25 protein-coding genes are annotated in these 26,199 nt (G+C 66.7%); 3 read left to right on the plus strand and 22 right to left on the minus strand.

The genetic code is table 11. From position 1 onward, the window contains the following. Positions 1-24 precede the first annotated feature (24 nt). Positions 25-534 (plus strand): DinB family protein, encoded by a 510-nt coding sequence (locus GUI70_RS02835; RefSeq protein ID WP_161880778.1) that lies wholly within the window; start codon positions 25-27, stop codon positions 532-534. Here the strand turns inward: GUI70_RS02835 and phnE are convergent. From phnE to GUI70_RS02880, 9 genes are all read right to left on the minus strand, one after another. Continuing rightward, positions 531-2,177 (minus strand): phosphonate ABC transporter, permease protein PhnE, encoded by a 1,647-nt coding sequence (phnE, locus tag GUI70_RS02840; RefSeq protein ID WP_202630376.1) that lies wholly within the window; start codon positions 2,175-2,177, stop codon positions 531-533. The two genes, GUI70_RS02835 and phnE, sit on opposite strands and share 4 nt — an antisense overlap. Next, complete coding sequence (gene phnC, locus GUI70_RS02845) at positions 2,174-2,923, minus strand: phosphonate ABC transporter ATP-binding protein (protein WP_161880779.1); 750 nt, start codon at positions 2,921-2,923, stop codon at positions 2,174-2,176. The genes phnE and phnC overlap by 4 nt, the downstream gene beginning before the upstream one ends. A 95-nt stretch (positions 2,924-3,018) precedes the next feature. Next, positions 3,019-3,891: a phosphate/phosphite/phosphonate ABC transporter substrate-binding protein gene (locus GUI70_RS02850; protein ID WP_161880780.1), complete on the minus strand. Its 873-nt coding sequence runs from the start codon at positions 3,889-3,891 to the stop codon at positions 3,019-3,021. Between the two features lie 64 nt (positions 3,892-3,955). Continuing rightward, positions 3,956-4,762 (minus strand): ABC transporter ATP-binding protein, encoded by an 807-nt coding sequence (locus GUI70_RS02855; RefSeq protein ID WP_161880781.1) that lies wholly within the window; start codon positions 4,760-4,762, stop codon positions 3,956-3,958. After that, positions 4,759-5,775: a FecCD family ABC transporter permease gene (locus GUI70_RS02860; RefSeq protein WP_237724657.1), complete on the minus strand. Its 1,017-nt coding sequence runs from the start codon at positions 5,773-5,775 to the stop codon at positions 4,759-4,761. The genes GUI70_RS02855 and GUI70_RS02860 overlap by 4 nt, the downstream gene beginning before the upstream one ends. Before the next feature lie 7 nt (positions 5,776-5,782). After that, positions 5,783-6,709: an ABC transporter substrate-binding protein gene (locus GUI70_RS02865; RefSeq protein ID WP_161880782.1), complete on the minus strand. Its 927-nt coding sequence runs from the start codon at positions 6,707-6,709 to the stop codon at positions 5,783-5,785. Between the two features lie 19 nt (positions 6,710-6,728). Then, entirely contained in the window at positions 6,729-7,751 is a 1,023-nt protein-coding gene (locus tag GUI70_RS02870; RefSeq protein WP_161880783.1) for a FecCD family ABC transporter permease, read from the minus strand. Continuing rightward, on the minus strand, positions 7,748-8,692 hold the full coding sequence (locus tag GUI70_RS02875; RefSeq protein WP_161880784.1) for a sucrase ferredoxin: 945 nt from the start codon (positions 8,690-8,692) through the stop codon (positions 7,748-7,750). The genes GUI70_RS02870 and GUI70_RS02875 overlap by 4 nt, the downstream gene beginning before the upstream one ends. Then, on the minus strand, positions 8,689-9,654 hold the full coding sequence (locus GUI70_RS02880; protein ID WP_161880785.1) for an ABC transporter substrate-binding protein: 966 nt from the start codon (positions 9,652-9,654) through the stop codon (positions 8,689-8,691). Before GUI70_RS02880 ends, GUI70_RS02875 begins: the two co-directional genes overlap by 4 nt. 203 nt (positions 9,655-9,857) lie before the next feature. On the opposite strand from GUI70_RS02880, the gene GUI70_RS02885 reads away from it, so the two are divergent. Continuing rightward, on the plus strand, positions 9,858-11,234 hold the full coding sequence (locus GUI70_RS02885; RefSeq protein ID WP_202630377.1) for an 8-oxoguanine deaminase: 1,377 nt from the start codon (positions 9,858-9,860) through the stop codon (positions 11,232-11,234). 4 nt (positions 11,235-11,238) lie between these two features. Here GUI70_RS02885 and GUI70_RS02890 read toward each other — a convergent pair whose 3' ends face one another. Both GUI70_RS02890 and GUI70_RS02895 read right to left on the minus strand, forming a co-directional pair. Beyond that, the gene (locus GUI70_RS02890) at positions 11,239-12,606 is read right to left on the minus strand and encodes an allantoinase (RefSeq protein ID WP_161880786.1); all 1,368 of its coding nucleotides are present in this window, start codon (positions 12,604-12,606) and stop codon (positions 11,239-11,241) included. Then, positions 12,596-14,047 (minus strand): aldolase/citrate lyase/malate synthase family protein, encoded by a 1,452-nt coding sequence (locus GUI70_RS02895; protein WP_161880787.1) that lies wholly within the window; start codon positions 14,045-14,047, stop codon positions 12,596-12,598. The genes GUI70_RS02890 and GUI70_RS02895 overlap by 11 nt, the downstream gene beginning before the upstream one ends. A 312-nt stretch (positions 14,048-14,359) precedes the next feature. On the opposite strand from GUI70_RS02895, the gene aceB reads away from it, so the two are divergent. Continuing rightward, on the plus strand, positions 14,360-15,943 hold the full coding sequence (gene aceB / locus GUI70_RS02900; RefSeq protein ID WP_161880788.1) for a malate synthase A: 1,584 nt from the start codon (positions 14,360-14,362) through the stop codon (positions 15,941-15,943). Here aceB and GUI70_RS02905 read toward each other — a convergent pair. The 11 genes from GUI70_RS02905 to preA form a co-directional block, all read right to left on the minus strand. Next, the gene (locus GUI70_RS02905) at positions 15,940-16,680 is read right to left on the minus strand and encodes a PucR family transcriptional regulator (RefSeq protein WP_161880789.1); all 741 of its coding nucleotides are present in this window, start codon (positions 16,678-16,680) and stop codon (positions 15,940-15,942) included. The two genes, aceB and GUI70_RS02905, sit on opposite strands and share 4 nt — an antisense overlap. Positions 16,681-16,686: 6 nt before the next feature. Continuing rightward, positions 16,687-17,100: a cytidine/deoxycytidylate deaminase family protein gene (locus tag GUI70_RS02910; protein WP_202630378.1), complete on the minus strand. Its 414-nt coding sequence runs from the start codon at positions 17,098-17,100 to the stop codon at positions 16,687-16,689. Then, positions 17,079-18,335 carry a hydantoinase/carbamoylase family amidase gene (locus GUI70_RS02915; protein ID WP_161880790.1) on the minus strand — a complete coding sequence of 419 codons (1,257 nt, stop codon included), beginning with the start codon at positions 18,333-18,335 and terminating at the stop codon, positions 17,079-17,081. Before GUI70_RS02915 ends, GUI70_RS02910 begins: the two co-directional genes overlap by 22 nt. 34 nt (positions 18,336-18,369) lie before the next feature. After that, positions 18,370-18,939, minus strand: coding sequence for a DUF3060 domain-containing protein (locus GUI70_RS02920; RefSeq protein WP_161880791.1), 570 nt, complete (start codon positions 18,937-18,939; stop codon positions 18,370-18,372). 46 nt (positions 18,940-18,985) lie between these two features. Then, on the minus strand, positions 18,986-19,351 hold the full coding sequence (locus tag GUI70_RS02925) for a DUF3060 domain-containing protein (protein ID WP_161880792.1): 366 nt from the start codon (positions 19,349-19,351) through the stop codon (positions 18,986-18,988). Between the two features lie 68 nt (positions 19,352-19,419). Continuing rightward, positions 19,420-20,490, minus strand: a complete 1,071-nt coding sequence (locus GUI70_RS02930; protein ID WP_161880793.1) for an ABC transporter substrate-binding protein — start codon at positions 20,488-20,490, stop codon at positions 19,420-19,422. Positions 20,491-20,561: 71 nt separating this feature from the next. Then, positions 20,562-21,521, minus strand: coding sequence for an ABC transporter permease (locus GUI70_RS02935; protein ID WP_161880794.1), 960 nt, complete (start codon positions 21,519-21,521; stop codon positions 20,562-20,564). After that, complete coding sequence (locus GUI70_RS02940) at positions 21,503-22,390, minus strand: ABC transporter permease (RefSeq protein ID WP_161880795.1); 888 nt, start codon at positions 22,388-22,390, stop codon at positions 21,503-21,505. Before GUI70_RS02940 ends, GUI70_RS02935 begins: the two co-directional genes overlap by 19 nt. 55 nt (positions 22,391-22,445) lie before the next feature. Continuing rightward, a complete protein-coding gene (locus GUI70_RS02945; RefSeq protein ID WP_237724658.1) occupies positions 22,446-23,258 on the minus strand; it encodes an ABC transporter ATP-binding protein in 813 nt (270 codons plus the stop codon). A gap of 3 nt (positions 23,259-23,261) precedes the next feature. After that, entirely contained in the window at positions 23,262-24,626 is a 1,365-nt protein-coding gene (gene hydA / locus GUI70_RS02950) for a dihydropyrimidinase (RefSeq protein WP_161880796.1), read from the minus strand. 101 nt (positions 24,627-24,727) lie between these two features. Beyond that, positions 24,728-26,107 (minus strand): NAD-dependent dihydropyrimidine dehydrogenase subunit PreA, encoded by a 1,380-nt coding sequence (preA, locus tag GUI70_RS02955; RefSeq protein WP_161880797.1) that lies wholly within the window; start codon positions 26,105-26,107, stop codon positions 24,728-24,730. Between the last annotated feature and the right edge of the window lie 92 nt (positions 26,108-26,199).

Here is a 26,199-nt window from a genome sequence, read left to right on the forward strand (position 1 = left end):
CTAGAGTGATTGGGAGGTAAAACCATGACCCGTCCCCAGCCTGACGAATACTCCCCCTTCTTCGCCCGCTACGTGGACCTCGCGCCGGAAGACGATCTGCTGAGTGCCATGCAGGTGCAGGCTCCCATCACCGAGCGTGAGATTCTCACATTTGCTGAGCGCCCCGATTACCGTTACGCCCCTGGCAAGTGGAGCGTGAAACAGGTGGTGGGGCACATGGCCGATACCGAGCGGCTGTTCGGCTTCCGGGCGCTGTGGTTCGCCCGCGCCGACCCGGCCCCACTGCCCGGCATGGAGCAGGACGACTGGATGACGGCCAGCGACTTTGATCTGTTGCGCCTGGAAGACCTGCTGACCAACTTTCGAGCGGCCCGGACGAGCAACGTGCTGATGCTGCGCCAGCTCACGCCGGACGCCTGGGCGCGGCGCGGCGTCGCCAACGGCAATCCCTTCAGCGTGCGGGCGCTGGCCCATGCTCTGCTGGGACACGAGCGGGCGCATCTTCAGATTCTGTCGGAGCGCTACGCCCGTTAGACCAGCCGCCGCCGCACGTCGCTCGACAGAAAGTCGATCAGGTTGACGATCACCACGATGGCAATCACGCCGATGACCATCTGGTTGTAGTTGCCCGCCGCCATCGCGCCCTGAATGAAAAAGCCGATGCCGCCCGCGCCGACGAACCCCAGCACGATCGATACCCGGAAATTGATCTCGAAACGGTAGAGGGTGTACGAGGTAAACAGCGGCAGGACCTGCGGCAAAATCGCCCACCTGAGCACGTTGGTGCCGCTGGCCCCCACCGATTCGAGCGCCTCGATGGGTCCCTTATCGACGTTCTCGATGGCCTCGGAATACAGCTTGCCCAGATCGGCCACCGAGTGGATCGCCATCGCCAGCACGCCCGCGAACGGCCCCAGCCCCACTGCCGCCACGAACACCAGTGCCAGGATCAGGGTATCGACGCCCCGGTCCACATTGAAAAAGGCGCGCGTGACGAAATATGACACCCGCATCAGCACGCTGCGGGCGGTCAGGTTGCGGGCCGCCAGGAATGAGAGCGGCACGGCGAACAGGGTGGCGACGAAGGTGCCCACCAGCGCGATCTCGATGGTCAGCGCCATCTGGCTCATGACTTCCTGCAAGGGGTAGATGTTGGCCGAGGGGTTTTGTGCGTTGACCTGCGCCAGATTCGGCGGCCACGAGCGGTCGAGGAAATCTCTCAGGAATGGCCCGCCCTTGACCAGTTCCGAGAGGTTGAAGTTGGTGGCCGAGAACGACGGCACCAGCAGCGTCACGCCCGCCGCGATGATCAGCCCGGCCAGCCAATCGCCGCGCTCCTGGCGGTCAGGTCGGCGCGAGTGGAGCAGGCCCGAGGCCAGCAGCAGCCCGGCCATCAGGAACAGCACCGGCCCGCCGTAATCCCAGGTCTGCGGCCTGAGCAGTCGGTAGCCCTGATCGGAGATGGCCTGCGGCAGCCCCGCTCCGGCCAGGTCGGTGACGGACTTCAGCGGCTTGAGGGGCGGCAGATCAATGCTCTGGCGGATGGTATTGAGGTCGGCCAGCCCGGCGTTGTAACTGCCGATCAGCTCGCTGGTCCGGGCCGGGGTCACCGGGCGCATCAGCTGGTAGTAGCCGCCTGCATTGGGAAACTTGGTCTGTCCATCGGGCGAGAGCAGGTAGGTGACAGCCAGCGCGCCCACCACCACCCCGGCGATCAGTCCAGCCAGCCGGGTACGCTTGGCGGACCAGGTGAACACCTGAATCAGTGCGAAGAGGGCCAGCCCAGTGACGCCTTCCATGATGCCCGGCACCGGCACCAGCTCGGCGAGTTGCGCCGGACGGCTGAGCCACACGCCCAGGCTGAGCAGCGCGGCGGCCCCAGCCAGGCCGCTGACGATGGCTCCCACCCGGCCTCCCCGGCGAGAGAGCAGCAGGCTCAGCCCCAGCCCAATCGGCACCAGCGCCAGCAGCGGCGCGCTCGGCAGGAGGCCCAGCAGGGTGGCCGAGACCGCCTCGCTGGAGCGCAAGCCCACGCCCGGCGTCAGCGGCAGGGCCAGCACGGCCAGCAGGCCCGAGAGCGCTGCCGCGATGCTCAGCCGCCGCAGGCTGCCCCCGGCCAGCGAACTCAGGAAGGCGATCAGCGCACCAAGCAGCGCGAAGACGGCGGCGGCGATCACAGCGCGTCCAGCGAACCGGCGTAGATCTCGGTTTCGAGTTCGGAAGTCAGGTCGGCAATCGGGCCGGAAGCGACCAGGCGGCCCCGGTTGAAGGCCAGGAAGTTCTTGCAGTAGCGCCGGGCATGTTCCAGCACATGAATGTTGATCAGCACGCTGACCCCCTTTTCCTCGTTGTAGCCGCGCAGCAGCCCCAGAATCACGTCCGAGAGCCGGGGGTCTAAGCTGGCCATCGGCTCGTCGGCCAGCATCAGTTGCGGGTCCTGGGCGATGGCGCGGGCAATGGCGACGCGCTGCTGCTGCCCGCCCGAGAGCGAACTGACCCGCGTGTCTTCCTTTTCCGACAAGCCCACCAGCCGGATGGCGTCACGGGCACGGGCATAGTCGTCCTCGGTGTAGAGGCCCAGCATGCCGCTGAAGGTGGAATGATAGCCCAAACGGCCATGCAGCACGTTGTCGAGCACGCTCAGGCGGGTGACCAGATTGAACTGCTGGAACACGAAGCCCACCGTGCGGCGGTAGAGCTGCAATTTGCGCCCGCTGAGCGGAGCCACATCCTGGCCGCCCACCAGAATCGAGCCGCTGGTCGGATCGACGAGGCGGTTGAGGCAGCGCAGGAAGGTCGATTTGCCCGCGCCCGACAGCCCGATAACCGCCACGAAGTCGCCGTCCGGGATGGTGACGTTCACGTCGTTGAGGGCCAGCGTGCCGTCGGGAAAGGCCTTGGTGAGGTTACGGACTTCAATCATGGCTGCTCATCAGTTTTGCTGTTCCCCTTTTCCTGGAAATCCAAAAGCCCCCGGAGCGATCCGGGAGCCTGATTCGACCGAAAATCTGTTCCGGCTTACTTGTCGAGGCCCAGCACCTTGCGGGTGTCGCGCACCACGTCGTAGTCGCTGTCCTTGGCGTTGACCATGTAATTGATGGTGTAGAGGTTCATCAGCAGTTTGCTCTGGGGGTCTTTGATGCTGCGAATCGCCGCCGCGATGCCCTTGGTCAGCGCCGGGTACTTCTTGTCGAACTGCGGCGAGACGGCGAAGGTGTCGCCGGGAATCGGGCGGGTGTAGAAGATGGCCTTGAGCTGCGACGCCTGATCGGGCTTGAGGTACTGGGTCCACGAGCCGCTGACATTCTTGTTGTCGTTGGCGAAGGTCGCCGCCGCGTCAACCGACTTGTTGAACACCGACAGCACCGCCGCGTCGTGCTTCCCGGCGTAGACCTGCTTGCCGAAGAACTTGTCGGGGTTGAGGCCCGCTTGGATGACCGCCGCACGCGGGAAGGTGTAGCCCGCCGCGCTGTTGGGGTCGATCCAGGCGATGTTCTTGCCTTCGAGATCAGCCAGCTTGTTGATACCGCTGTCCTTGCGGACCACGATGGCCGACCAGTAGAACGGCGAGCCGTTGCGCACCGACTTGAGCAGCACCTGTGCTCCGGCGTCCTGGTGGGCCAGCACGTAGCCGTCGGGCGGGTAGAAGGCAAAATCGAGCTTGCCCCCGCGCATCGCCTCGATGAGTCCCCGGTAGTCGGTGGGCACGAAGGTCTGCACGGTGATGGTGCCGCCGAATTTGTCCTCGAGGTAGCTGCCGATGGCCTTGGCCGCCGCGTTAATCTGATCCGAATTCTGGGTGGGGTTAAAGCCGACGCGCACGGTGATTGGAGCGGCCAGTGCCGAGGTCAGGGTCAGCAGACCGACAGTTGCCATTAAGAGTCTCTTCATATCGAGGCCCAGTATAAAGCGATTTGTCGAGCTTTTGTCTGATGCGCGGGCGCAGCGGCAGCGTTCAGCGCGTCAGGGCATACGGAATGATGTGGGGCCTGCCGGTGTCGGGGTCCGCCAGGATGTGGGCCTTGAGGCCGAAAACCTCGGCCAGCAGGTCCGGGGTCAGTACCTCGTCGGGGCGGCCCTGGGCGTAGATTTCGCCGCCGCGCATGGCGATGATCTCGTCGCTGTAGCGCACCGCCTGATTGAGGTCGTGCAGCACCATCACCACCGTCTTGCCCTGCTCGCGGTTGAGACGCTGGGCCAGTTGCAGGACTTCGAGCTGGTGCGACAGATCGAGATAGGTGGTGGGTTCGTCGAGCAGCAGGATCTCGGTCTGCTGGGCCAGGCTCATGGCGATCCAGGCCCGCTGGCGCTGCCCACCCGAGAGCGCCTCCAGCGGGCGGCGGGCAAAGATGGTCATGCCGGTCTGCGCCAGCGCCCAGTCGACAGCCTCGCGGTCTTGCGGGCGGCGCACCGGAAAGCGGCCCTGGTGAGGATGACGGCCAAACCAGACGAGTTCCTCGACCGACAAGCCCTCCGGCGCGGTTGGTCCCTGCGGCAGGATCGCCAGCCGCCGCGCCACCTCCTTGCTGGGCAGGCTGTGCAGCGCCTGCCCGTAAAGTTGCACGTCGCCGCCCGACACTGGCCGCAGCCGGGCCAGCGCCCGCAACAACGTGCTCTTGCCGCAGCCGTTCGGCCCGATGATGCTGGTGACCTCCCCACCTTTGAGGCTCAGGTTGAGCTGCGGCACGATGACGGACGTGCCGTAGGCCAGCTTCAGGTCGTGGGTGGAGAGCGGCGCGGAAGAATCTGGTGGGCGGTTCATGCGGTCCTCTTGAGCAGGTACAGGAAGTAAGGTGCGCCGACCAGGGTGGTGAAAATCCCGGCCGGAACCTCCAACGGCGGCAGCAGGGCACGGCCCAGGGTGTCGGCGGCCAGCACCAGCAGCGCGCCCAGCAGCATGCTGACCGGCAACATCCGCCCGTGTTTCGCGCCGACCAGCAAGCGGGCCAGGTGCGGGGCCAGCAGCCCCACGAAGCCCAGAATCCCGGCCCCGGTCACGGCGGCCCCGGCCAGCGCCACACCCACCCCCAGCGAGAGCAGCCGCGCCGGACCCACCCGCGTGCCCAGGCCCGTCGCCAGGTCCTCACCCAGATTGAGCACATCCAGGGTGCGCGAGAGCAGCAGCGCGGCGGGCAGCAGCACCAGCGCCCAGGGCAGCACCGAGAGGAGCCGCCCCGCGTCTGCGCCGTAGACGGTACCGGTCAGGAAGGTCAGCGCCGACCCCAGGCCGTCGGGAGCACGCACCAGTACCAGTTGCTGCACGGCCCCCAGCGCTGCGGCCACCGCCACGCCCACCAGCGCCAGCCGTACCGGGTGCAGACCGCCCGCTCCACGCCACTCCCGCGAGAGCAGCAACACCAGCCCGAAGCCGCCCCAGGCTCCGGCAAGCGCGGCCCAGGGCAGACCACCCGGCGGCGCGGCGGGCCAGGCCAGCAAGAACACCGTGGCCGCCAGTCCCGCCCCGGCCCCCACCCCGATGATGTCGGGCGAGGCCAGTGGGTTGCGGATCACGCCCTGCATCATCGCCCCCGACGCGGCGAACATCGCGCCGCACAGCAGCGAGACGCCCACACGCGGCAAGCGCAGGTCGAGCACCAGCTGGCGGGTCAGGTCGTCGCCGCCGCCCCACAGCGCGGCCCACACCTGGGCGGCCGGGGTCGCCACCGCGCCCAGGCCGAGGGCCAGCACCGCCAGCACGACGGTCAGGGCGGCCAGCACCCCGGCCACCCCCAGGGCGCGGGCGTTGGTGTAGCGGGCGCCCAGCGGCGTGGTCACTGGCCGCTCACTGGCCCCGGAAGGCGGCGCTCGGCGCGGCGTCTTGCAGCAGGCGGCTCTCGATAGCCTGGGCCACCATCAACTTGAGGGCCAGCGGGCCGCGTCCACGCGTCCAGTCGTCACGGTCGAACACGTACACGCGCCCGCGCTGCACAGCGCTGAGTTTTTGCCACAGCGGGTTTTTCTTCCATTCCTGGGTGATGGGCGTTTCGTCGGGCGCGGCAAACAGCACCAGCGTCTGCGGATTGAGCGCCACCAGGCCTTCGAGCGACACCTCGTACTGGGTCTGGTCGCCTTTGGGACCCAGGGCGTTCTTGCGGCCCAGCGCCTCCAAAAAGCTGCCGACAAAGCTCTGGTTGCTGTGGACCGTGAACGATTTGGGCGTGACCACGGCGGCCACGAAGGCGGGCGCGGCCTTCTTGGAAAACACCTTCGCCTTACGCATCAGGGCCTGCTGATCGGCCAGAAGCTGCCTGGCGGCGGCCTCGCGGCCCACCAGTTGCCCGATCGCCAGCGTCTGCGCGTTCAGGTCGTCCAGACTGCCGCGCCGACTCTGAAAGGCGGCGGTGGGAGCCAGCTTGGCCAGCTGCGGGTAAATCTCACCTTGCACGAAAGCGTCAGCCAGAATCAGGTCCGGGCGGAGGCTGAGCATGATTTCTAGGCTCGGCTGGGCGCGGCTGCCGGTGGCAGGGATTTTGGCGCTCAGGGCACGCAGGTACGGCGGCGCACCTCTGTCACCGCCCTGGCTGCCCAGCGCCGCGCCCACCGGGGTCACACCCAGGGCCAGCAGGGTATCGACGAACGAGTATTCCAGCGCCACCACGCGCTTGGCCGGTCCCTTGAGTTCCAGGCTGCCGCGCTCGTGTTTGACGCTGAGGCCGAATGCGGAAGACAGCGCCGTGAGGCCGCAGAGGAAAAGAAATCTTGGGTTCATAAAAACCTCGCTTGAAAAATTATGCTCTGCCGCGCCCGATGTGCCGGGCCAGCAATACGAAAAACGGCGCTCCGGCGGCGGCCACCAGAATGCCCACTGGGGTCTCGGCGGGCCGGTCGATCAAGCGGGCGGCAATGTCGGCCACAATCAGCAGGGCCGCACCCAGCAGCGCCGAGAGCGGCAGGCTCAGGCGGTGGTCGACCCCGGTCAGGGCGCGGGCGGCATGCGGCACGATGAGGCCCACGAAGCCGATCGGCCCCACCACGCTCACCGCACCGGCGGCCAGCAGCACGCCCAGCCCGGTGATCAGGGCGCTGTCGCGGGCCGTGCGGGTGCCCAGGCTGCTGGCCACGTCCTCGCCCAGCGCCAGAATGTTGACGCGGGGCGAGAGCAGCAGGCCCAGCCCCAGGCCCAGGCCCAGCCAGGGCGCGACCTGCCAGAACTGCTCCCAGGTTCGCCCCGCCACCGAGCCGGACAGCGCGAACAGCGCGCCCTGGGCGCGCGTCTCGAACAGAATCTGTACCGCGCGGGTGGCGGCGCCCAGCAGGGACGCCACCGCCACCCCGGACAGCGCCAGCCGCAGCGGAGTCAGGCCCACGCTGCTGGCCGCGCCGTACGCCGCTGCCGCCGCCAGTGCCCCGCCCACGAAGGCAGCGGGCACGAAGAGCACGGCTGGTGCAGCCGGAAAGAACACCACCATCACCAGAATGGCGAACGCCCCACCCGCCTCCACCCCCAGGATGCCCGGGTCGGCCAGCGGGTTGCGCGTAACGCCCTGAAGCAGCAGGCCCGACACCCCCAGCCCCGCTCCGGCCAGCCCCGCGACCAGCGTGCGCGGCAGCCGAAGTGCGTGGACGACCAAGCTGTTGGTGCTGTCGTCGGGAATAAGCAGCAGCCGCGTCACCTGGGCGAGCGGAATCTGACTGGCCCCCAGCGCCAGGGAAGCTAGCAGCGCCAGCAGGAGCAAGAGCGCCGCGCCGCAGAAGGTGAGCACCTGTCTGGACAGACGCGGGCGGCGCGGCGAAACGCTGTGGGTGTTCATCGGCGGGTCCGCAGCTCCAGCCTCACCTCGCCCAGTTGCCACTGTTTCACGTCACTCAACGTGGGCTTGTGGCTGGAACTGGGCAGCTTCAATGTGGCGGCGGGCAGCACCTCGGCGCGTGCCACGCCACTCATCCCGTTCAGCTCGAAGTGCAGGGCAACGCTGTCGCCCTCTGTCTCGGCCCAGCGCTGGGCGTCCAGCCAGGACCAGCCGTAATGGATCAGCAATTCGCGGTCGAGCAGCTGCCCGAGTTGGGGCAGTCCGGCAAAGCCGCGCAGGTGACGGGCCACCTCGGCGGGGTGAACCTCGCGGCGGGCCACCCGCACCGCCAGCTCGGGACTCAGGTGCGCCCACAGGTAGCCGCTGGGCAGCTCCACCGCCGTCGCCGCGAAGCGGTGGCCGCCAAAGTGTCCGGTGCGCCAGGCCCGCGTTCCGGCAGCTTGCAGCGCCGCATGCACCGGCACCCCGTAGCGCCCGCAGGCTGCATCGACCGTGCCGTGGGTGCAGACGTGAAAATCTGGTGCAGAGTCGGGCAGGTCCAGCGCCTGCCATGCGCTCAGGTTCTCCGGCTCCAGCAACGTGTCGATGAGGCCGCGCGCCCACTCGCTCTGGGGCAACCCGCTGGCGTAGTCGCGGCGCATGAAACCCGCCCGCTGGCGCACGTAGTGGCGCACCCGCAGCGGCTGGTCCGCCTGCACCGGGGCGCTCATCAGCAGGCCGAAGCCCGCGCCCGAGGCCTCCACCTTGCCGCGCAGCCGCTCGAACAGGCCGCTCTGCTCGGCGGTCCAGCTGGCCACGTCGCGCAGCCGTGCCCACATCGGCACGCCCAGTTCCAGCACCGTGACTTCCTGCCAGTGCGGCGCGGTGCCGATCGGGTCTTCCCCGGCGGCCAGCGAGGCGTCGGCGCACAGCGCCAGGCGGGACGGACGAACCAGGGTCACTTCAGTTTGTCCAGAATCAGGCGCGTGACCTCGTCACTGTTGCGAATCGAAGTCAGCGGGCCGGAGTAGGGGCTGAAGGCCTCGGGCGTGTAGAGCACGCTCTGGGCCTGGAGGCGCTGGCCCACCGGAGTCTTCAGAAAAGCGTCCGCGCCGTTGTACTGGCCACCGGGGGGAAACAGGACCACCAGGGTCTTCTGGTCGATGCCCAGCAGCGCCTCATCACTGATTTGCGCGCCGATGCCCAGGGTCGCCGTACCCAGCCTGAGGCCGTCCTTGAAGCCCAGCGCCCTGAGGTCGTCGATGAGGCGCACCCGGCTGTAGGCCCAGGTGTTGCCGCCGCTAAACGGGGCCAGCACCACCACCTTGTCGTATTTCTTGAAGACACCTGCCGAGAGCAGCTTGCGGGCGTCGGCCCGGTTGGCATCAGCCGCCCGCTTGATGATCTGCTCGGCCTGCACCTGCTTGCCGAACACACGGGCCAGGTCGCGCAGGCCCTTTTGCCAGAAGCCCGGGCCGCCTTCCTGGTAGCCAACGGTGGGCGCAATCTTGCTGAGCTTGTCATAGTTCTGGTTGCCGTCCCAGGTCAGCCGCACGATCAAATCGGGTCTCAGGGCCAGGATCGTTTCCAGGTTGGGCGCAGTCCAGCTGCCCACGAAGCTGGGATTGTTCAGCCTGCCGCGTGCGTAGAAGCCGGTCTTCAAGAGCGCGGGCTTAACCTTGCCCCCGCTGATGTCGGTGGGCGAGAGGTAGCTGCTGGCCAGCCCCACCACCCGGTCGCCCAGGCCCAGGGCAAACATCCAGCCGAGCGCTTCCTCGTCCATCACGACGATGCGCTGCGGATTGGCCTTGACGGTGGTGGTGCCCTCGTCGTGCTTGAGGGTCAGGGCGGTGATCTGTCTATTGCTCTGGGCCGCGGCAGCGGGCAGCAGGACCAGCGAGAGAAGCAGGGCAAGTCGTTTCACGGAGACAAGTTACTTAATCCGATTGGTTTAGTCAAGTTTAGCGGGTCTGCTTGCCATGCTCAGGACTGAGCGCAGACCCCGGGCCGACCCACGGCGGGCGCAGGCGCTAGACTGCACCCCGAACACTTCACCCACACAACTTCTGGCCTCTGACCTCACTGGTCCGGGCCAGTTTTGAGTTCACCCGGTTTCGAGGAGACACCATGCACCCAACCCGCAACGTGTTGCGCCGTATCCACACCCTGATTCCCATGACCGGCGAGCGCCTCTCCCCCGCTGCGCCGCTGCCCGACGCCGCCCTGATCATGGAGGACCAGCAGATCGTCTGGGTGGGGCCGGACAGGGACCTGACACCCGAGCAGCTCGGCGGCGCAGCCGTGCGCGACCTCAGCGGCCACGTGGTGCTGCCGGGCCTCATCAACACCCACCACCACCTCTACCAGACGCTGACCCGCTGCCTGGCTCCGGACGCAGGGCTGTTCGAGTGGCTGAAGACCCTTTACCCGATCTGGCTGAAGCTGACACCGGAAGCCGCCTACGACAGCGCCCAGCTCGGCCTCTCGGAACTGGCCCTGAGCGGCTGCACCACGTCGTCGGATCATCTGTACCTCTATCCCAACGGCGTGCAGCTCGACGACACCGTCCAGGCGGCCCATGACCTGGGCCTGCGCTTTCACGCCACGCGCGGCAGCATGAGCCTGGGCGAGTCGCAGGGCGGACTGCCGCCGGACCGGGCGGTGGAGCGGGAAGACACCGTCTTGCAGGACTCGGCCCGCTTGATTGACACCTTCCACGACGCCCGGCGCTTTGCCATGACCCGCATTGCGCTGGCCCCCTGCTCGCCGTTCTCGGTCACCGGTGATTTGATGCGCGAGTCGGCAGTGCTGGCCCGCCAGAAGGGCGTGATGCTGCACACCCACCTGGCCGAGACCCAGGACGAGGACGCCTTTTGCCTGGCCCGTTTCGGATTGCGCCCACTCGACTACGCCGACTCGCTGGGCTGGACCGGACCGGACGTGTGGTTCGCGCACGGTGTGCACTTCAGCGCCACCGACGCGGCCCGGCTGGGCGAATGCGGCTGCGGGGTGGCGCACTGTCCCAGCAGCAACATGCGCCTCGCCAGCGGCATCGCGCCGACCCGACAACTGCTGGAAGCGGGCGTGCGGGTGGCCCTCGGCGTGGACGGCAGCGCCAGCAACGACGGCTCGCATCTGCTGGCCGAGGCGCGGCAGGCCCTGTTGGTCTCGCGGGTGCGCGGCCAGCCCACGGACGCACTAACGGCCCACGACGCCCTGTGGCTGGCGACACGCGGCGGGGCCAGCGTCCTGGGCCGGAGCGAGCTCGGTCAGCTCGCGCCGGGCTTCGCCGCCGACCTGATCGCCGTCGATCTGAGCGATCTGGGCTATTCGGGGGCCAGACACGACCCGCTGTCAGCCCTGACCCTGTGCGCTCCGCCGCGTGTGGCGCTGAACATGGTGAATGGCAAGGTCGTCGTGGACGGCGGCGAGCTGGTCGGCTTGGACCTGCCCGCACTCGTCGAGCGTCACAGCCAGCACAGTGCGCGGATGATCGGGAGCTGAGCGCTCAGGGCGCTGACTGGTCGGCCTGAGCGGGCCGCAGCAGTCGCCCCCGCACGCTCTCGTCGAACTGGCCATTCTGGTACACGGCGCGGCCCCGCGAGTAGGTGGCCCGCACCTGACCTCTGTAGTTGCCGCCCACGTAGGGATTCTGCTTCCAGCGGTCCTGCAGGTCATTGTACTCCAGCACGAACTCGCGGCCCAGATCGACCAGCGCGAAATCGGCGTCCATCCCAACCTGCAAGGCCCCCTTCTGCGGCAGCTGGAAGCGCCGGGCCGGGTTGAGGGCACTGAGGGCCGCCACCGCCTCCAGCGGCAAGCCGCGCCCGAAATGCCCGTCGGTGAGCAGCACATTCAGGGTGCTCTGCGCGCCGCTGATACCGCCCCACAGGGCAAAGAAATTCTCGCTGGTCTTGCGGTCGGGCGGCGCGGGTGAGTGGTCCGAGCCGACGATGTCGAGGTGCCCGGCCAGCAGTTCGGCCCACAGCTCGTCCTGCACGCCCTGACTGCGCAGCGGCGGCGCACACTTGAGCGCCGCCCCGACCCGCTCCACGTCGTCGCCAGTGAAGTGCAGGTAATGCGGGCAGGTCTCGATGCTCACGTCCACGCCGCGTTGCCTCGCCTCGAACGCCAACGCCACCGCCGCACCGCTCGACAGATGAACGAGGTGCAGGGCCGCGCCGGTCTCCTGGGCCAGCAGCAGGGCGCGCTGCACCGCTTCCAGCTCGGTCACCACCGGGCGGGTACGGAGGTAGTCGCGGGCACTCTGGCCGCCCGCGACGCGCGCCTGGGCGGTGAAATGGCGGGTCAGTCCGTCGCTCTCGGCGTGGGTCGCCAGCGGCAGTCCGAGGCGCTGGGCGGTTTTGAGGCCTTCGTAGAGCGAGGCGTCGTCCACCGCCGGAAACTCGTCGAGGCCGCTGTGCGACATGAACGCCTTGAAGCCGATCACGCCCGCCCCGGCCAGTTCGTCGAGCCGGTCGAGGTTGAGCGGGGTCAGGCCGCCCCACAGGCCGAAATCCAGCCGCGAGTGCTGCTCGGCGGCCCGGCGCTTGGCCTCGAAGGTCGCCAGATCGAGCACCGGCGGCGAGGAGTTGAGCGGCATATCGAAGAAACTGGTCGCGCCGCCCGCCGCCAGCGCCCGCGTGCCGGTCTCGAAGCCCTCCCAGTGGGTGCGCCCCGGCTCGTTGAAATGCACATGGTCGTCGAGCACGCCGGGAAAGACATGCAGGCCCGAGGCGTCGAGCGTCTGCGTGCTGCCGTCCGGCAGTTCCTCGGCGATCTGCACGATCTGCCCGGCCACCACACCCAGATCAGCACGGCGCAGGCCCTCCGGCGTCACCAGCGTGCCGCCCCTCACCACCAGCTCAAAGTCCATGTGGGCTCCTCTTCTGCGTCGGGTCGTTCTCGGCGAGCAACTGGGCCATGCGCGGAAAGTAGGCGGGGCACGCCTCAGTCAGCACCAGGGCGTCGAGCAGCTTTGCCTCGGGAGCGTCGTCCGGGCGTAGGGCACGTCTTTCCTGAGCATAGCGCTGCGGCGTCAGCGGTTCGCCGCTCTCCAGCGCCGCGCCCACCGTCACCCACTGCCAGAGCTGGGCGCGGGCCAGCTCTGCGGTGGCGGTGTCCTCGATGCGGCCTTGCCTCACCACCACTCCCTGACCCGCGTACCAGGCTTCGAATACGTCCAGCGCCAGCCCGATGGTGTCGCTGAGGATACCGGGCGAGAGCGGCCCGGCACTGGGCAGATCGAGGAGACGCGTCAGCGTCTGCGCCGCAGCTTCGGACGACAGGGGCGCGGGAGCGGGATCGTCAAAACCCGCATTCACCGCCGCCAGCAGTTCCGGCAACCCGGCCCAGGCTGCCGTGAAGCCCTGGGCGGCCTCGCGGCGCTTGTCGGCCTCCACCAAGGCCAGGGCCCGTCGCGGATCAGCGGCATCGGGAGCCAGGGCCGCGCTGCCGCCGATGGCCTGCGCGCCGCGCCGCTGGCAGACCCGCACCAGCGCCTCGGCATAAGCCTGCATGGCGGGCACGTCCATACCCAGCGCACGGCGCGGCGGCGCGGCAGGCCCCACTTTGCCCAGTGCCTTGATCAAGCTGAAGACGTAATCCCAGCGCCCCGCGTTCAGACCATAAGCTCGGCCGTGCAGCGCGTGCAGCAGGGCGTCGGCGTGCTGAGCGGCCAGGAACGTCTCGATCTGGATACAGACCCGCACCGTGTTGAGCGGCAGGTTCAGATGGCCCTCAGCCAGGCGCAGGGCATCGTCCCAGAATTTCGCCTCAGCCACGGTTTCCAGCTTGGGCACATAGAGGTGAAACGGCTGAGCGGGCCGGGCCGAGAGCAGCGCGGCGAGGTCGCAGAGCGCGGCGATGGCCGGGCCACCGAAATCGAGGTGCTCCTCCACGGCGTAGAGGGCGCGGGGGCGGGCCAGCAGCGCTTTCTGGCTGGCGGCTGCCCTGACAACGACATCAGGCAGGACGTCGTAGGCCGCCTGCACATTGGCCCGTGTGGGCGCGAAGGTGTCGTCGAAGTCGAGTACCAGGGCCTCTGCCCCCGAATTCAAGGCAGCGTTCAGGGCGCTGATGTCTGAGGCTTCGACAATCAGCTCGGCCCGGCGGCGCTGCAAATCATCGGGCACCGGCACAGCTTGGTAGTCGGGCAGCGGTTCGGGGCTTCTGGCAGCGGTTTCATACGGCAGGGCCGCCCAGCGCCCCGACAGTTCGCGGTGAAGCAGGGCCGCCAGTGCCTGGGCCTGGGCCGTGAGACGCAACGGCACATTCGCAGCAGTGTGTGAATGTTCGGAAAGAGAGGGTGCGGTCATACTTGTCCTCCGGAAGAAACGCGAAACCCGTGCGAGCTGAGCGGGCGAGTCGCCGCGTGGATATGATTTACTTAGCCGTCTAGATAGTTTTGGATATGGTAGCAGAGAATCCATCCCGGTTGCATGCGGACCGCCCGGCGCAGATGCGGTTCGCTGTGGCAAGCGGGCCAACAGGATGTCTCCAGGCGAGTGACGTTTCCCGCCTCGCCTTCCCGAAAAAAGTTCTGTATACTGAAAATTGAAAAAACAATTTCACTCAGTAAAAATCGACTGCCGCGTCGCTTTATGCCCTGCCTCTGGAGGAATCCACACATGACCCAGCCCACCGAACCGTCTGCCGCCCTGCCCACTGGCCTCGAACTCCAGTTCCCCATCACGCCCGAGCAGGCCGGGGTGCTGACCCCTGAGGCGCTGAGCTTCGTGGCTGAGTTGCACCGCCGCTTCAATCCGCGCCGCCTGGAACTGCTGGCCGCCCGCGAGGCGCGGCAGACCCGGCTCGACGCGGGCGAAAAGCCGGACTTCCTCCCCGAGACCGAGAGCATTCGCCGAGGTGACTGGAAAGTCGCGCCGCCCAAGGCCGATCTGAATGACCGCCGGGTGGAGATCACCGGGCCGGTGGACCGCAAAATGGTCATCAATGCGCTCAACTCCGGCGCGAAGGTCTTCATGGCCGATTTCGAGGACGCCTCCAGCCCCAGCTGGGAGAACATGGTGGCCGGGCAGCAAAACCTTGCCGATGCGGTGAGGCGCACCATCACGCTGGAGCAGGGTGAGAAGTCGTACCGGCTCAATGACCAGACAGCGACCCTGCTGGCCCGCCCACGCGGCTGGCACCTGCCGGAAAAGCACGTCTCGGTGGACGGCGAGGTCATGAGCGGCAGCCTCTTCGACTTCGGGCTGTACTTCTTCCACAATGCCAAAGAGCTGCTCGCGCGCGGCAGCGGACCTTACTTCTATCTCCCTAAGCTGGAATCGCACCTCGAAGCCCGGCTGTGGAACGACGTCTTCAACTTTGCCGAGGACACCCTGAACGTGCCGCGCGGCTCGGTGCGCGCCACCGTCCTGATCGAGACGATTCTGGCGACCTTCGAGATGGACGAGATTCTCTACGAGCTGCGCGAGCACTCGGCAGGACTGAACTGCGGACGCTGGGACTACATCTTCAGCGTCATCAAGAAGTTCCGCGAGGATCCGGCCATGATCCTGCCCAACCGCGCCCAGGTCACCATGGAAGCCCACATGATGAGCAGTTACAGCCGCCTGGCGGTGCAGACCTGCCACAAGCGCGGCGCGCACGCCATCGGCGGTATGAGTGCTTTTATTCCGGTCAAGAACGACCCTGAGGCCAACGCCCGCGCCTTCGATCAGGTGCGGCGCGACAAGGAGCGCGAGGCCAGAAACGGTCACGACGGCACCTGGGTGGCGCATCCTGGCATGGTGGCGCTGGCTACCGAAGTGTTCGACGAGTTCATGCCGACGCCCAACCAGATCGACTCTGGCAAACAGATGGACTTCCAGGTGAGCGCCGCCGATCTGCTGCAAGTCCCTGCCGGGCAAGTCAGTGAGGACGGCCTGCGGCTGAACATCAACGTGGCCTTGCAGTACCTGCGCGCCTGGCTGCGCGGTGCGGGCGCGGTGCCGATTCACAACCTGATGGAAGACGCCGCCACCGCTGAGATCTCGCGGGCACAGATCTGGCAGTGGCTGCGGCACGGTGCGGTGCTGGAAGGCGGCCAGGCGGTCACCGAGGCACTCGTCGAGCGGTTGCTGAACGAGGAACTCGACGCCCTGGGCCGCGAGGACCATGCCCAGGCCGCCGCCCTGTTTCACGAGGTCGCCACCCAGCGCCCGCTGGTGGACTTTCTGACGCTTAGCGGCTACCGCGAACTGGCTTAGCCCTTCTGGGCTTCCGGCGCATCGGCCTGCACCGCACTGGTCTGAATCGCCAGCGCCAGGTGCAGGCCGATCTGCCGTCTGGGGTCTTCCAGATCGCCGAGCATGGCGCGGAGTTGCTCCAGGCGGTAATACACGCTCTGGCGGCGCACGCCGAGCTGCCGGGCGGCCTGGGCCACGTTGAAATTGCTCTCCAGCAAGGCTCCGAGCGTCTGCATCAGGGTGGTGCGCGGGCGCGGCGGCAAGGTGAGCAGCGGCCCCAGTTGCGTCTGCATGAACGGCAGGCTGCGGCCCGTCTCGCTCAGGGCGTCGAGCAGCGGTGTCAGCGAGGGCACGCCCACGGCGGCGGGCGGCTGAAGGATGCGGGCGTGGGCGGCCCGCGTGAGTTGCGCAAAACTGACTTCCTGACGGTAGACGATCAGTGGAAAAGCGTGGGCCTGGGCGGCGACGAGCAGCGCCGGAGGCAGCACCCGCAACTGCCGCACCAGTTCGAGCACCAGCCCATGCGCTCCGCCGCGCACCAACGAGTGCAGGTACGTCTCGGCGTCCGTACTGCTCAGATCGGTGAGCACGGCTCCGGTGCTGAGCAGCAACTCGCCGCCAGTCAGGAAGCGGGCGGCGTCCACGATCTCCGAGACATGCACCCAGGTGACGGGCTGCCCCAGGCTGGCCTGACCGCTCAGTACTTCCGCGCCCGCGAAGGCTGGAAGGGTCAGGAGGTCGGCGAGGCTGGGGAGCACGTGAACTTACCCGCTGTTCTCGGCGTGCCAGTTATAGGCGTAAGGCAGCAGTTCACGGATGCCCACACGCCGAACCTGCTGGCCATCCGGCACCAGCACATCGATGCCGGGATAGTCGTCGAACAGAATCTGCCTACAGCGGCCGCAAGGAGCCAGCACCCCGCGCCCACGGTTGCCCACCGCGACGATAAGGTCCAGCGGCGCGGCCCGGCCTGCTGCCGCCACCGCCAGCGCCACCGGCTCGGCGCAGGGGCCACCGGTGAAGTGATACAGGTTGACGCCCTCGAACAGCCGCCCGGTGCTGTCACGAACCACCGCCGCGACGGTGTGGTTCTCATTGTCCGGCAGCGAGGCGATCAGCGTTCTGGCCCGCTCGATCAGCTGCTGATCGGCGGCGCTCAGGTCTGGTTCCCGATCCACGCCATCGCCTTGTCGGTCAGTCTGTCGAGCGCCTCCACGCTCAGCCGCAGATGTTCCTCCTCGGTGTCCTCGATCTTGTTGTGGCTGATGCCTCGCAGACTCTGCACGAACAGCATCACCGTGGGCACCCCGGCGCGCGCCACTTCCGCCGCGTCGTGCAGCGGGCCGCTGGGGAGGCGGTGACTTTGGGGCGTGACTTCCAGAATGGCCGCGTCGGTGGCCTCGATCAGCTCACGGTGGAAAGGAATCGGCTCGATGTTCCACAGGTAGCCGAACTCGACGGTGCAGCCACCTTCCTCAGCAAATTTCTGGGCGGCGTCCTGGGCGTCCTGCCACATGGCGGCCAACTTGTCCGCGTCGAGGTTGCGCTGGTCTAAAGTGATCTCACAGGTCTCGACCACGCTGGTCACGATGCCCGGCCAGGTCTTGACGCTGCCGACGGTGCAGACGCCGCCGTGCCGCTCGGCAATGGCGTAGATCTCCTGCCCGAAGCGGCCCGCCGCCAGAAAGGCGTCTTTGCGAACATTCATCGGGGTACTGCCAGCGTGCGCCCCCTGCCCGCGAAAGGTCAGGGTGTGACGCTCGACGCCGAAAGTGCCCAGCACCGCACCGAGCGGTAGCTGCATGCCTTCGAGCACCGGCCCCTGCTCGATGTGGAGTTCCAGGTAGGCAGCGGCGTTTTTGAGTTGCTCACTGGCCTGCGGTGCGTCGGCCAGCACCACGCCCACATTCATCAGCGCGTCGCCCAGGCTCACCCCATTCTTGTCCTGGAGCCGGGCCAGCGCCTGCACATCCAGGTGCCCGCTGACGGCGCTCGACCCGAAGAGACTGCGGCCAAAGCGCGCGCCCTCCTCGTCGGCCCAGTCGACGAGCCGCACAGTCACGGGGGGCTTGCCCGCATACTGGGTATTCAGGCGGCGCAGCACTTCCAGGCCCGCCAGCACATTCAGGCTGCCGTCGAGCCAGCCGCCGTTGGGCACACTGTCGAGGTGGCCGCCGATGAGCAGCTCCTTTCCCGAGTCGCCCTTGAGGGTGGCCCATAGATTGCCCGCTGGGTCGGTGATGACCTCGACCGGAAGTTCCAGCAGTTTTTCCTTGAGAAAGGCGCGGGCCGAGAGCCACTCGTCGGTGAAGGCTACCCGCTGCGCGCCGTTCTCGTCGCCGGTGAGCTGGCGCAGGGCCTTGAGTTCGTCAATGGTGCGCTGGGGATTGAGGGCAGAACCGGTGTCGGGCATGGTGGGGGTCCTTGTCAGAAAAGAAGGGCGGCGATCAGAGCCGGGTGGCCGTTCTGGGTGGAGCGATGGGCTTGGGCTGAACAACAGGCTTGAACGGTAGGGCAGGTTTGGGCCGAATGGCGGGCTGGGCGACGACGCTGCGGGTGCTGCCCACCACATTGCCGCTGCCCGAGAGCCGCAGCAGGGGTTTCGCGCCGCTGATAGCCGAGGTCCACAGCACACGGTTGCCGCTGCCCTGAATGCTGATGCTCCCGACCCGGCTGACCTGAAGGGTGTTGCGGTTGCCTTTGAGAATGACCGAGGCGCAGCTGCCGGTCAGGGTCAGGCGCTGGTTGTCGCCGCTGATGGTCACCGAGCGGCCCCGGCAATCGACCGAGCGGCTGACGAGCGTGACGCCTCTGGTCGGCGCGGCGGTGCGCGGCGACGGGGCCGTGATGCGCAGGCCCCCCGAATCGAGTTGCACACTGACCGGCGGCTGGCCCCGCACCGGCGACGGCACGCCCGAAACGCTGATGCCGCCGGGGCCGATACTGATGCTCTGGGCGCTGGCCTGGGCTCCCAACAGGGCGGGGAACCAGAGCATCAGGGCAAGAATCTTTTTCATGGCCTCAGTGTAAACCGCCCGAGTGAGTCGGCTGGAGCAGGCCGCCTTATTTTTTACCGACGGTATTGGCTTTGCCGGTCAGCACCAATCTCGGTTTGACACCCTTGAGCGCCTTAAGCCAGATCACAGTGTTGTAGTTGCCGCTCAGCACGATCTCGCCCACCACCGCCACGCTGATTTTGTTTTTATTGCCCGCGACAATCACCTGGGTGCAGTTTCCAGTCAAAGTGATGGTGTTCCCATTCCCCGCCACCGAAACGCTGTCATTCTTGCAGGCCAGCGTCTGTTTGGTTTGGTCGCCGGCCACGATTTTGCCCATACCGGCAATACTCAAGGTGCTCATGTCCACGCTCTGGGCCAGGGCAGGAAGCCCCAGGAGAGCGAGGCTGATGATTTGAACGGCTCTTCTCATGCTTTCTCCCTCAAATCAAAAAACGAGCGCAGGCCACTCAGTCCGTGCGCTCGTTCATTCAGGTGGGCTTACTTCTTGCCGCTGGCTTCCTGCCAGACACTGTAATTCACGGCGTCCGCCGAGGGATCGGCCTTAAGGATGCCCAGATCTCTCAGCAGCGCCACGTTGGCCTTGTAGGCGGCGGGATCGAGGTATCCAGCGCGGCCCTGCAAGGTCGGCCCGGCGTTGTAGAGCTTGGCGATCTCGTTCATCTGCCAGGTCTGGTGCGCCTTGGCATCCGAGCGGGTGCCCGAGCCCTTACAGGTGTTTCCGCACAGCGGCAGCACGATGTTGACGGCCTCAGCCTTGTGCTTGACGGCGTAGTCCCAGCCCTTGATCGAGGCGCGGACCAGCCGGGCGGCGACTTCCTTACCGCTCAGGCCGCTGCCCTTGAAGTTCTTGTCGTCGAGCACCTTCTGCGAGGTGAACATCAGGTCTTCGAGCAGGTTGATGCCGTAGTCGCTGGCCCTGAAGATCTTGAGCTTGTCCGCGCTGTAGCCCAGGCCCACGATCTGGTCGACCTCGTTGTAGGTCATGGCCGACACCAGATCGACCTTGTCAGGAAAGACGATGCTGGGGTCGAAGGGGTAGGTGACGGCCTGCACGCTGGGGTTGGCGACGGTGCTGTCGAGGGAAGTGGTCAGGCCGTACTTCTTCATCAGGGCGACGGCGGGGTACTCGTTGCCGCTGGGCCACAACCCCACGCGCTTGCCCTTGAAGTCGGCGGGCTTGGTGAGATTGCTGGACTTGAGCGCCACCAGGGTAAAGCCCGACTTCTGGAACATCTGGGCGATATGCACGACCGGGATGCCCTGCTGGCGGGCCGTCAGCAGATCGGTAATCCAGGTGGTGCCGAAATCGGCGGCCCCGGTGGCCACGGTCTGAATGGGAGACTGGTCGCCGATCGGCAGCAGTTGTACGTCCAGCCCCTCGGCCTTGAAGTAGCCCTTGGCCTGCGCCACGAAGTAGCCCGCAAACTGCGCCTGCGGAAACCACTTGAGCTGAAGGCGCACAGTGACGGGCTTGGCGGCGGTCTGGGCCTGGGCGGCAGTGGGCAGGGCGAGGGTGAGCAGGGCGGACAGCAGCGCGAGTTTCTTCATGACAAACCTCCGGGGTGGAAGTGGGAAGGCAGTGGACTTGTTGAAACTGGGCTTGGTGGCGAGGGCGCTCATCATCTTCCCGGCAAAAGCCGCCGCTGGGCTGCCGCGATCAGCAGGTAAAACGAGATGCCGATCACCGACGCCACCACAATAGCGGCCCAGACAATGTCGAGGCCGAACCTGCCGACCTCGATCTGAATCCGGAAGCCCAGACCGTGCCCCTCGGTGCCGAAAAACTCGGCCACGATGGCGTTGATCAGGGCCAGGGTGGAGCTGACCCGCAGGGCGGTGAACACGAACGGCAGCGCTGAGGGCCACCTCACCTCACGGAACACCTGGGTGGGCGAGGCGGCGTAGGAGTGCATCAAATCGAGGTGCATCCGCTGGGCGCTCTGAAGGCCGCGCACCGTGTTGATGACCACCGGAAACAGCACCGTGATCGCAACGATGATGGTCTTGGATGGCCAACCCAGGCCCACCGCCTTGATGACCACCGGAGCCAGCGCCACGATCGGTACGCTGGAGAGGAGCGCAGCGTAGGGCAGCAGGCCACGCTCCAGAAAGCGGAAGCGGACTGCGAAAAGCGCCAGCAGCAGGCCCAGCGCCGCGCCGATGACAAAGCCCAGCAGCGCCTCCAGGATGAAGGTGTAATAGGCGTCTTGCAGCAGCACGCTGCGGGCGGCCCAGAGGGACTGCATGACCTTGCTGGGCGTGGGAATCAGGCCGGTGGGCACGCCGTAAGTGCGCAGCAGCGCCTCGACGGCCAGCACGAAGAGAATCAGGGTAGCGGCGGCAGGCACCGTGCGGGCGGCCAATGTTTCGCCCTGGGCGCTCTGCCGGATGCCGAAGATGCCCAGCAACAGCAGCAGCAGCACGCCCAGCAGCCAGAGGGCAGGCGAGGTCGGCGGCGCGGCCAGCCGGGCCAGCGCAAAACTGAGACCCAGCAGGCCGAGTCCGGAGAGCAGCAGCAGCGGCCAGCCGGACAGCGGGCGCGGCGCGGCCAGCGGCACAGTTACGCGCTGGGTCGCCATCTCGTCACCAGCCTCTCTAGGAGGCCGATCAGCGCCACCAGCACGATGCCCAGTGCCGCGCCGTAAATCATGATGACCCACAGCGCCACCGTGTCGGAGGCCCGCGAGTTCTCGGCCAGCATCTTGCCCAGGCCGCTGAACGAGATGGTGCTGATCTCGGCCACGATGCTGCCCACCAGGGCCGCCGTCGCCGCCACCTTGAGCGAGGTGAACAGGTAAGGCAAGCTGGCCGGAATCTGGAGCAACCCGAAGGTCTGGGCAGGCGAGGCGCGGTAGGTGCGCATCAGATCAAGTTGCAAAGGATCGGGGCTGCGCAAGCCCTGCACCATGCCGATGGCGACGGGAAAGAAGGCGATGTAGGCGGCGATGACAGCCTTGGGAAAGAAGCCCTGCACCCCAAATTGGCCCAGCAGCACCGCCAGCATCGGCGCGAGGGCGACGATCGGCACGGTTTGCGAGGCGACCAGCCAGGGCAGGGTGGCGCGCTCAAAGCTGCGGCTGCGCACCAGCAGGGTCGCCAGAATCAGCCCCAGCAACGAGGCCAGCGCCAGCCCCAGCAGGGTTTCGCCGCCGGTCACCAGCGCGTTGTAGGGCGCACTCGTCGCGGCCAGCGGCGGTACGCTCAGGCTCTGAAAGCCGCTAGCGAACTGTCCCGGCGCGGGAATGACCGGGTTGCGAAGCTGGGTGGCGCACTGGAGGGCCGTGCCGCAGCCGAGATCGGCCCCGCTCGCCAGTGACCGGGCCGCCTGCCCGGCGTTGGCCCACAGCATCAGTGGCCAGTAGATCAGCACGGCGACGAGGGCCACGGCGAGCATCGGCAGGACGTTGGAAGCGCGGCGGGCGGGCCGGGGCGTGGGCGCGGTGGTCATTCGCCCGGCTCCACGCTCAAGTCTGTGCCCACCCAACGCTGATGGCCCACCGTCATCAACTGTGCCCCTTGCGCAGCAGTTCGCGAATCTGGGTGGCGTACTCGAAAAATCGGGGGTCCTCGCGGCTATCGTCGCTGCGCGGCTGCGGCAGATCGATGTTGACGATCCCCTCAATCTTGCCGGGCCGGGCGGTCATGACCACCACGCGGGTGCTCAGAAATACCGCCTCGCTGATCGAGTGGGTCACGAACACCACTGTCTTGCCGGTCTCACGCCACAGCCGCAAGAGTTCCAGGTTCAGGTTCTCACGGGTAATTTCGTCGAGTGCTCCGAACGGTTCATCCATCAGCAAAATCGCCGGGTCGAAGGCCAGAGCCCGGGCAATGGAGACGCGCTGCTGCATGCCGCCCGAGAGCTGCCAGGGATACGAGCGCTCAAACTTTTCCAGCCCGACGAGTTTCAGCATCTCGCGGGCGCGGCTGTCGCGGCCATCGCGCGGCGCGTTCATGACTTCCAGCGGCAGCCGGACATTGCTCAGCACGTTGCGCCACTCCATCAGGGCCGGGGCCTGAAACACGTAGCCGTAGGCGCGGTTCTCGCGGGCTGATCTGGGCGTGCCGCCGTTGACCGTCAGCTCGCCGCTGGTGGGCGTGATCAAATCGGCCATCAGCCGCAGCAAAGTGGTCTTGCCGCAGCCGGAAGGCCCGATCAGCGAGATGAACTCGCCGGGCATGATCTGGAGGTTGGCGTCTTGCAGGGCCACCGTCTGGCCGCCCGGCACCGGAAAGACCATACCGAGGTCGCGCACCGACACGATGGGGGGCGTCATCAGGGTGGGGCTGGAAGGAGGCAGGACAACCTGGGTCACGGCCTAGCGCCTCAGGAGCTGCCCGCGCCCCACCGTTCCGACAAATTCCCCGCTCTCGACGGCCACCTCACCGCGCACCGTGACGATCTCGGGGCGGCCATCGATCTCGAAGCCCTCGAAGCCGCTGTAATCGTTGTTGCCGTGCGCAGTCTCGGCGCTGATGGTGCCCCGGTAGGCTGGATCGTAAATGACCAGATCGGCGTCGCTGCCCACCGACACCGTGCCCTTGCGCGGGTAGAGGCCGAAGAGTTGCGCGGCCCGCGTACTGACCGCGTCCACAAAGCGCTCCAGGCTCAGGCGGCTGCGGCTGACTCCGTAGGTGTAAAGCAGATTCACCCGGTCCTCGATGGCGGGAATGCCGTTGGGAATCTTGGTGAAATCGTCGTCACCGAGGTGCTTCTGGGCCACGTCGAAGGGGCAGTGGTCGGTGGCGACGGTGTCGATCTGGCCGCGTTCCAAGGCTTCCCAGAGGGCGCGGTGGTTACTTCGGTCGCGCAGCGGCGGTGACATCACGTACTTGGCTCCCTCCACCCCCTCGCGCTCGGCATACGTCTTATCGAGCAGCAGATGGGGAATGACCACCTCGATGCCCAGATCGACACCGCGTTCTCGGGCCTCCAGCGCGGCGTCCAGGGCGCGGGCGTTGGACAGATGGACGACGTAACCCCGCGCTCCGGTCATCTCGATGAAGGTGGCGAAGTGGGCGGTGCCCTCGGCCTCCACGCCTTCCGGGCGGCTCGGTTCATGCCACTCGGAACCGGTCTTGCCCTCCGCCAGTAACTTCTGCTGAAGCTGAGATACCAGATCGGCGTTCTCGCAGTGCGCCGTGACGATCACGCCGAGTTCGGCGGCCAGCTGGCACACCTGATAGAGCGCGTCGTCATCGATGCCGAAGGCTCCTTTGTAGGCCAGGAACACCTTGAAGGACTTCATGCCCTGGGCCACCAGCTCGCGCAGAGTCGCCTCAGTTTCGGCGTCCCAGCGCGTCACGCCGATATGAAAGCTGTAGTCGCAGGCGCTCCTGTCCTCGGCCATGTCGGTCCAGGTCTTCCAGCCTGCCGAGAGCTTCTCGCTGCCTGCCGGGGCCAGCATCTCGATGTAGGTGGTGGTGCCACCCATAAGAGCCGCAACCGAGCCGGTGGTATGGGTGTCTTTGGCAAAGGTGCCCATGAACGGCAGGTGGATATGCACGTGCGGATCGATGAACCCAGGAAAGATGTATTTGCCACTGGCATCGATGACACGTGCGCCTGCCGGGGCGCTGAGATGCTCGCCGATCTGCGCTATCTTCTCGCCTTCCACCAGCACATCGGCCCGATAACGCTGGCCGTCGGAAACGATCTCGCCGTTTTGAATGAGTAGGGTCACGAATGGGCCTCCAGAATAGACAGCGGCAGGGCAAAATGGTTCAGGCCGGGGAGCGTTGAAGGTCAGCAGCGTCCAGGGTCAGCAGGGGTTTGCTCACCCAGTCAGTGAATCTCGATTCCCGCTTCTTCCCGGTACGCTTCCATCGCGCTCCACTGCTGCGTCACCAAGGGCCGCTCGGCGCTGAGCTGATCCCAGGTTACCGACTCGCGGCCACTCGGCACGCTGACCATCTCGATGCAGCCGTCCACCGGGCAGACGTTGGCGCACAGCGCGCAGCCCACGCAATCGGGTTCGCGCACGACGGGCGTAGACCGGCTGTCGGCCACCTGTTTGCCGTTAACGCGTGGATCGTAGCCGGGATCGACTCTCAATCCGTCCGGCGAATACAGATCGATACACTGGTGGGCCGTGTCGTTGCAGGCCACATAACACAGGTTGCACTGAATGCACTTGTCTGGATTGATGCGCGCCACCGCCTGATAACTCAGGTCGAGCTGACCAAAGGTGCTGAACTGCTGCAAGGATTTGCCGGAGAAATCGTAGATCGTCTCGAAGCCCTTGTCTTCCATCCAGTTGCTCAGGCCGTCGATCATGTCTTCCACGATGCGGTAGCCGTAATGCATGGCCGCGGTGCAGACCTGCACGGCACTCGCGCCCAGCAGCATGAATTCGGCGGCGTCCTTCCAGGTGACGATGCCGCCCATGCCGCAGATCGGCACCCCCGAACGCAGCACGCCCGCGTCGGTCATCAGCTCGGTCAGCAGATTGAGCGCGATCGGCTTGACGGCTGGCCCGGCGTAGCCGCCGTGGGTGCCGCGCCCACCGATGTTGGGCGTGACCATCAGGGTGTCGAGGTCCACGCTCATCACCGAGTTGATGGTGTTGATGAGTGACAGCGCGTGCGCTCCGCCCTTGATGGCCGCGTGCGCCGGGTCGGTAATGTGGGTGATGTTGGGCGTCAGCTTGACGATGACTGGCAGCCGGGTAATGGACGTGACCCACTGGGTGTTGAGTTCGCACATCTCTGGCACCTGACCCACCGCTGCGCCCATGCCGCGCTCGGACATGCCCTGGGGACAGCCGTAGTTCAGCTCAATGCCGTCCGCCCCAGTGTCCTCGATCTTCATCACGATGTCGCGCCAGGCTTCGGGCGAGGCGTCCACCATTGCGGAGACGATCACGGCCCGGTCCGGCCACAGCCGCTTGACCTCAGCGATCTCGCGCAAATTGACTTCCAGCGGACGGTCCGAGATCAGCTCGACGTTGTTGATGGCCAGCAAGCGCTGACCGCCGATGCTCAGGCCACCGTAGCGGTTGGAGATGTTGAGGACCGGCGCACCGATGGTTTTCCAGACGGCACCGCCCCAGCCGTATTCGAACGCCTTACTGACCTGGTAGCCAGAGTTGGTCGGCGGCGCGGAAGCCAGCCAGAAGGGATTCGGAGCGCGGATGCCCGCGAAGTTGATCGACAAGTCAGGCATGCTGGGCCTCCACAACCACACAGAGAGGACGAGAGAGCAGGGTCAGGGTATCGCCAGAAAAGAAGTTGTCGGTGAACTTCATTCCCGATTTT

Source organism: Deinococcus alpinitundrae, from assembly GCF_009982895.1.
Classification (GTDB): domain Bacteria; phylum Deinococcota; class Deinococci; order Deinococcales; family Deinococcaceae; genus Deinococcus; species Deinococcus alpinitundrae.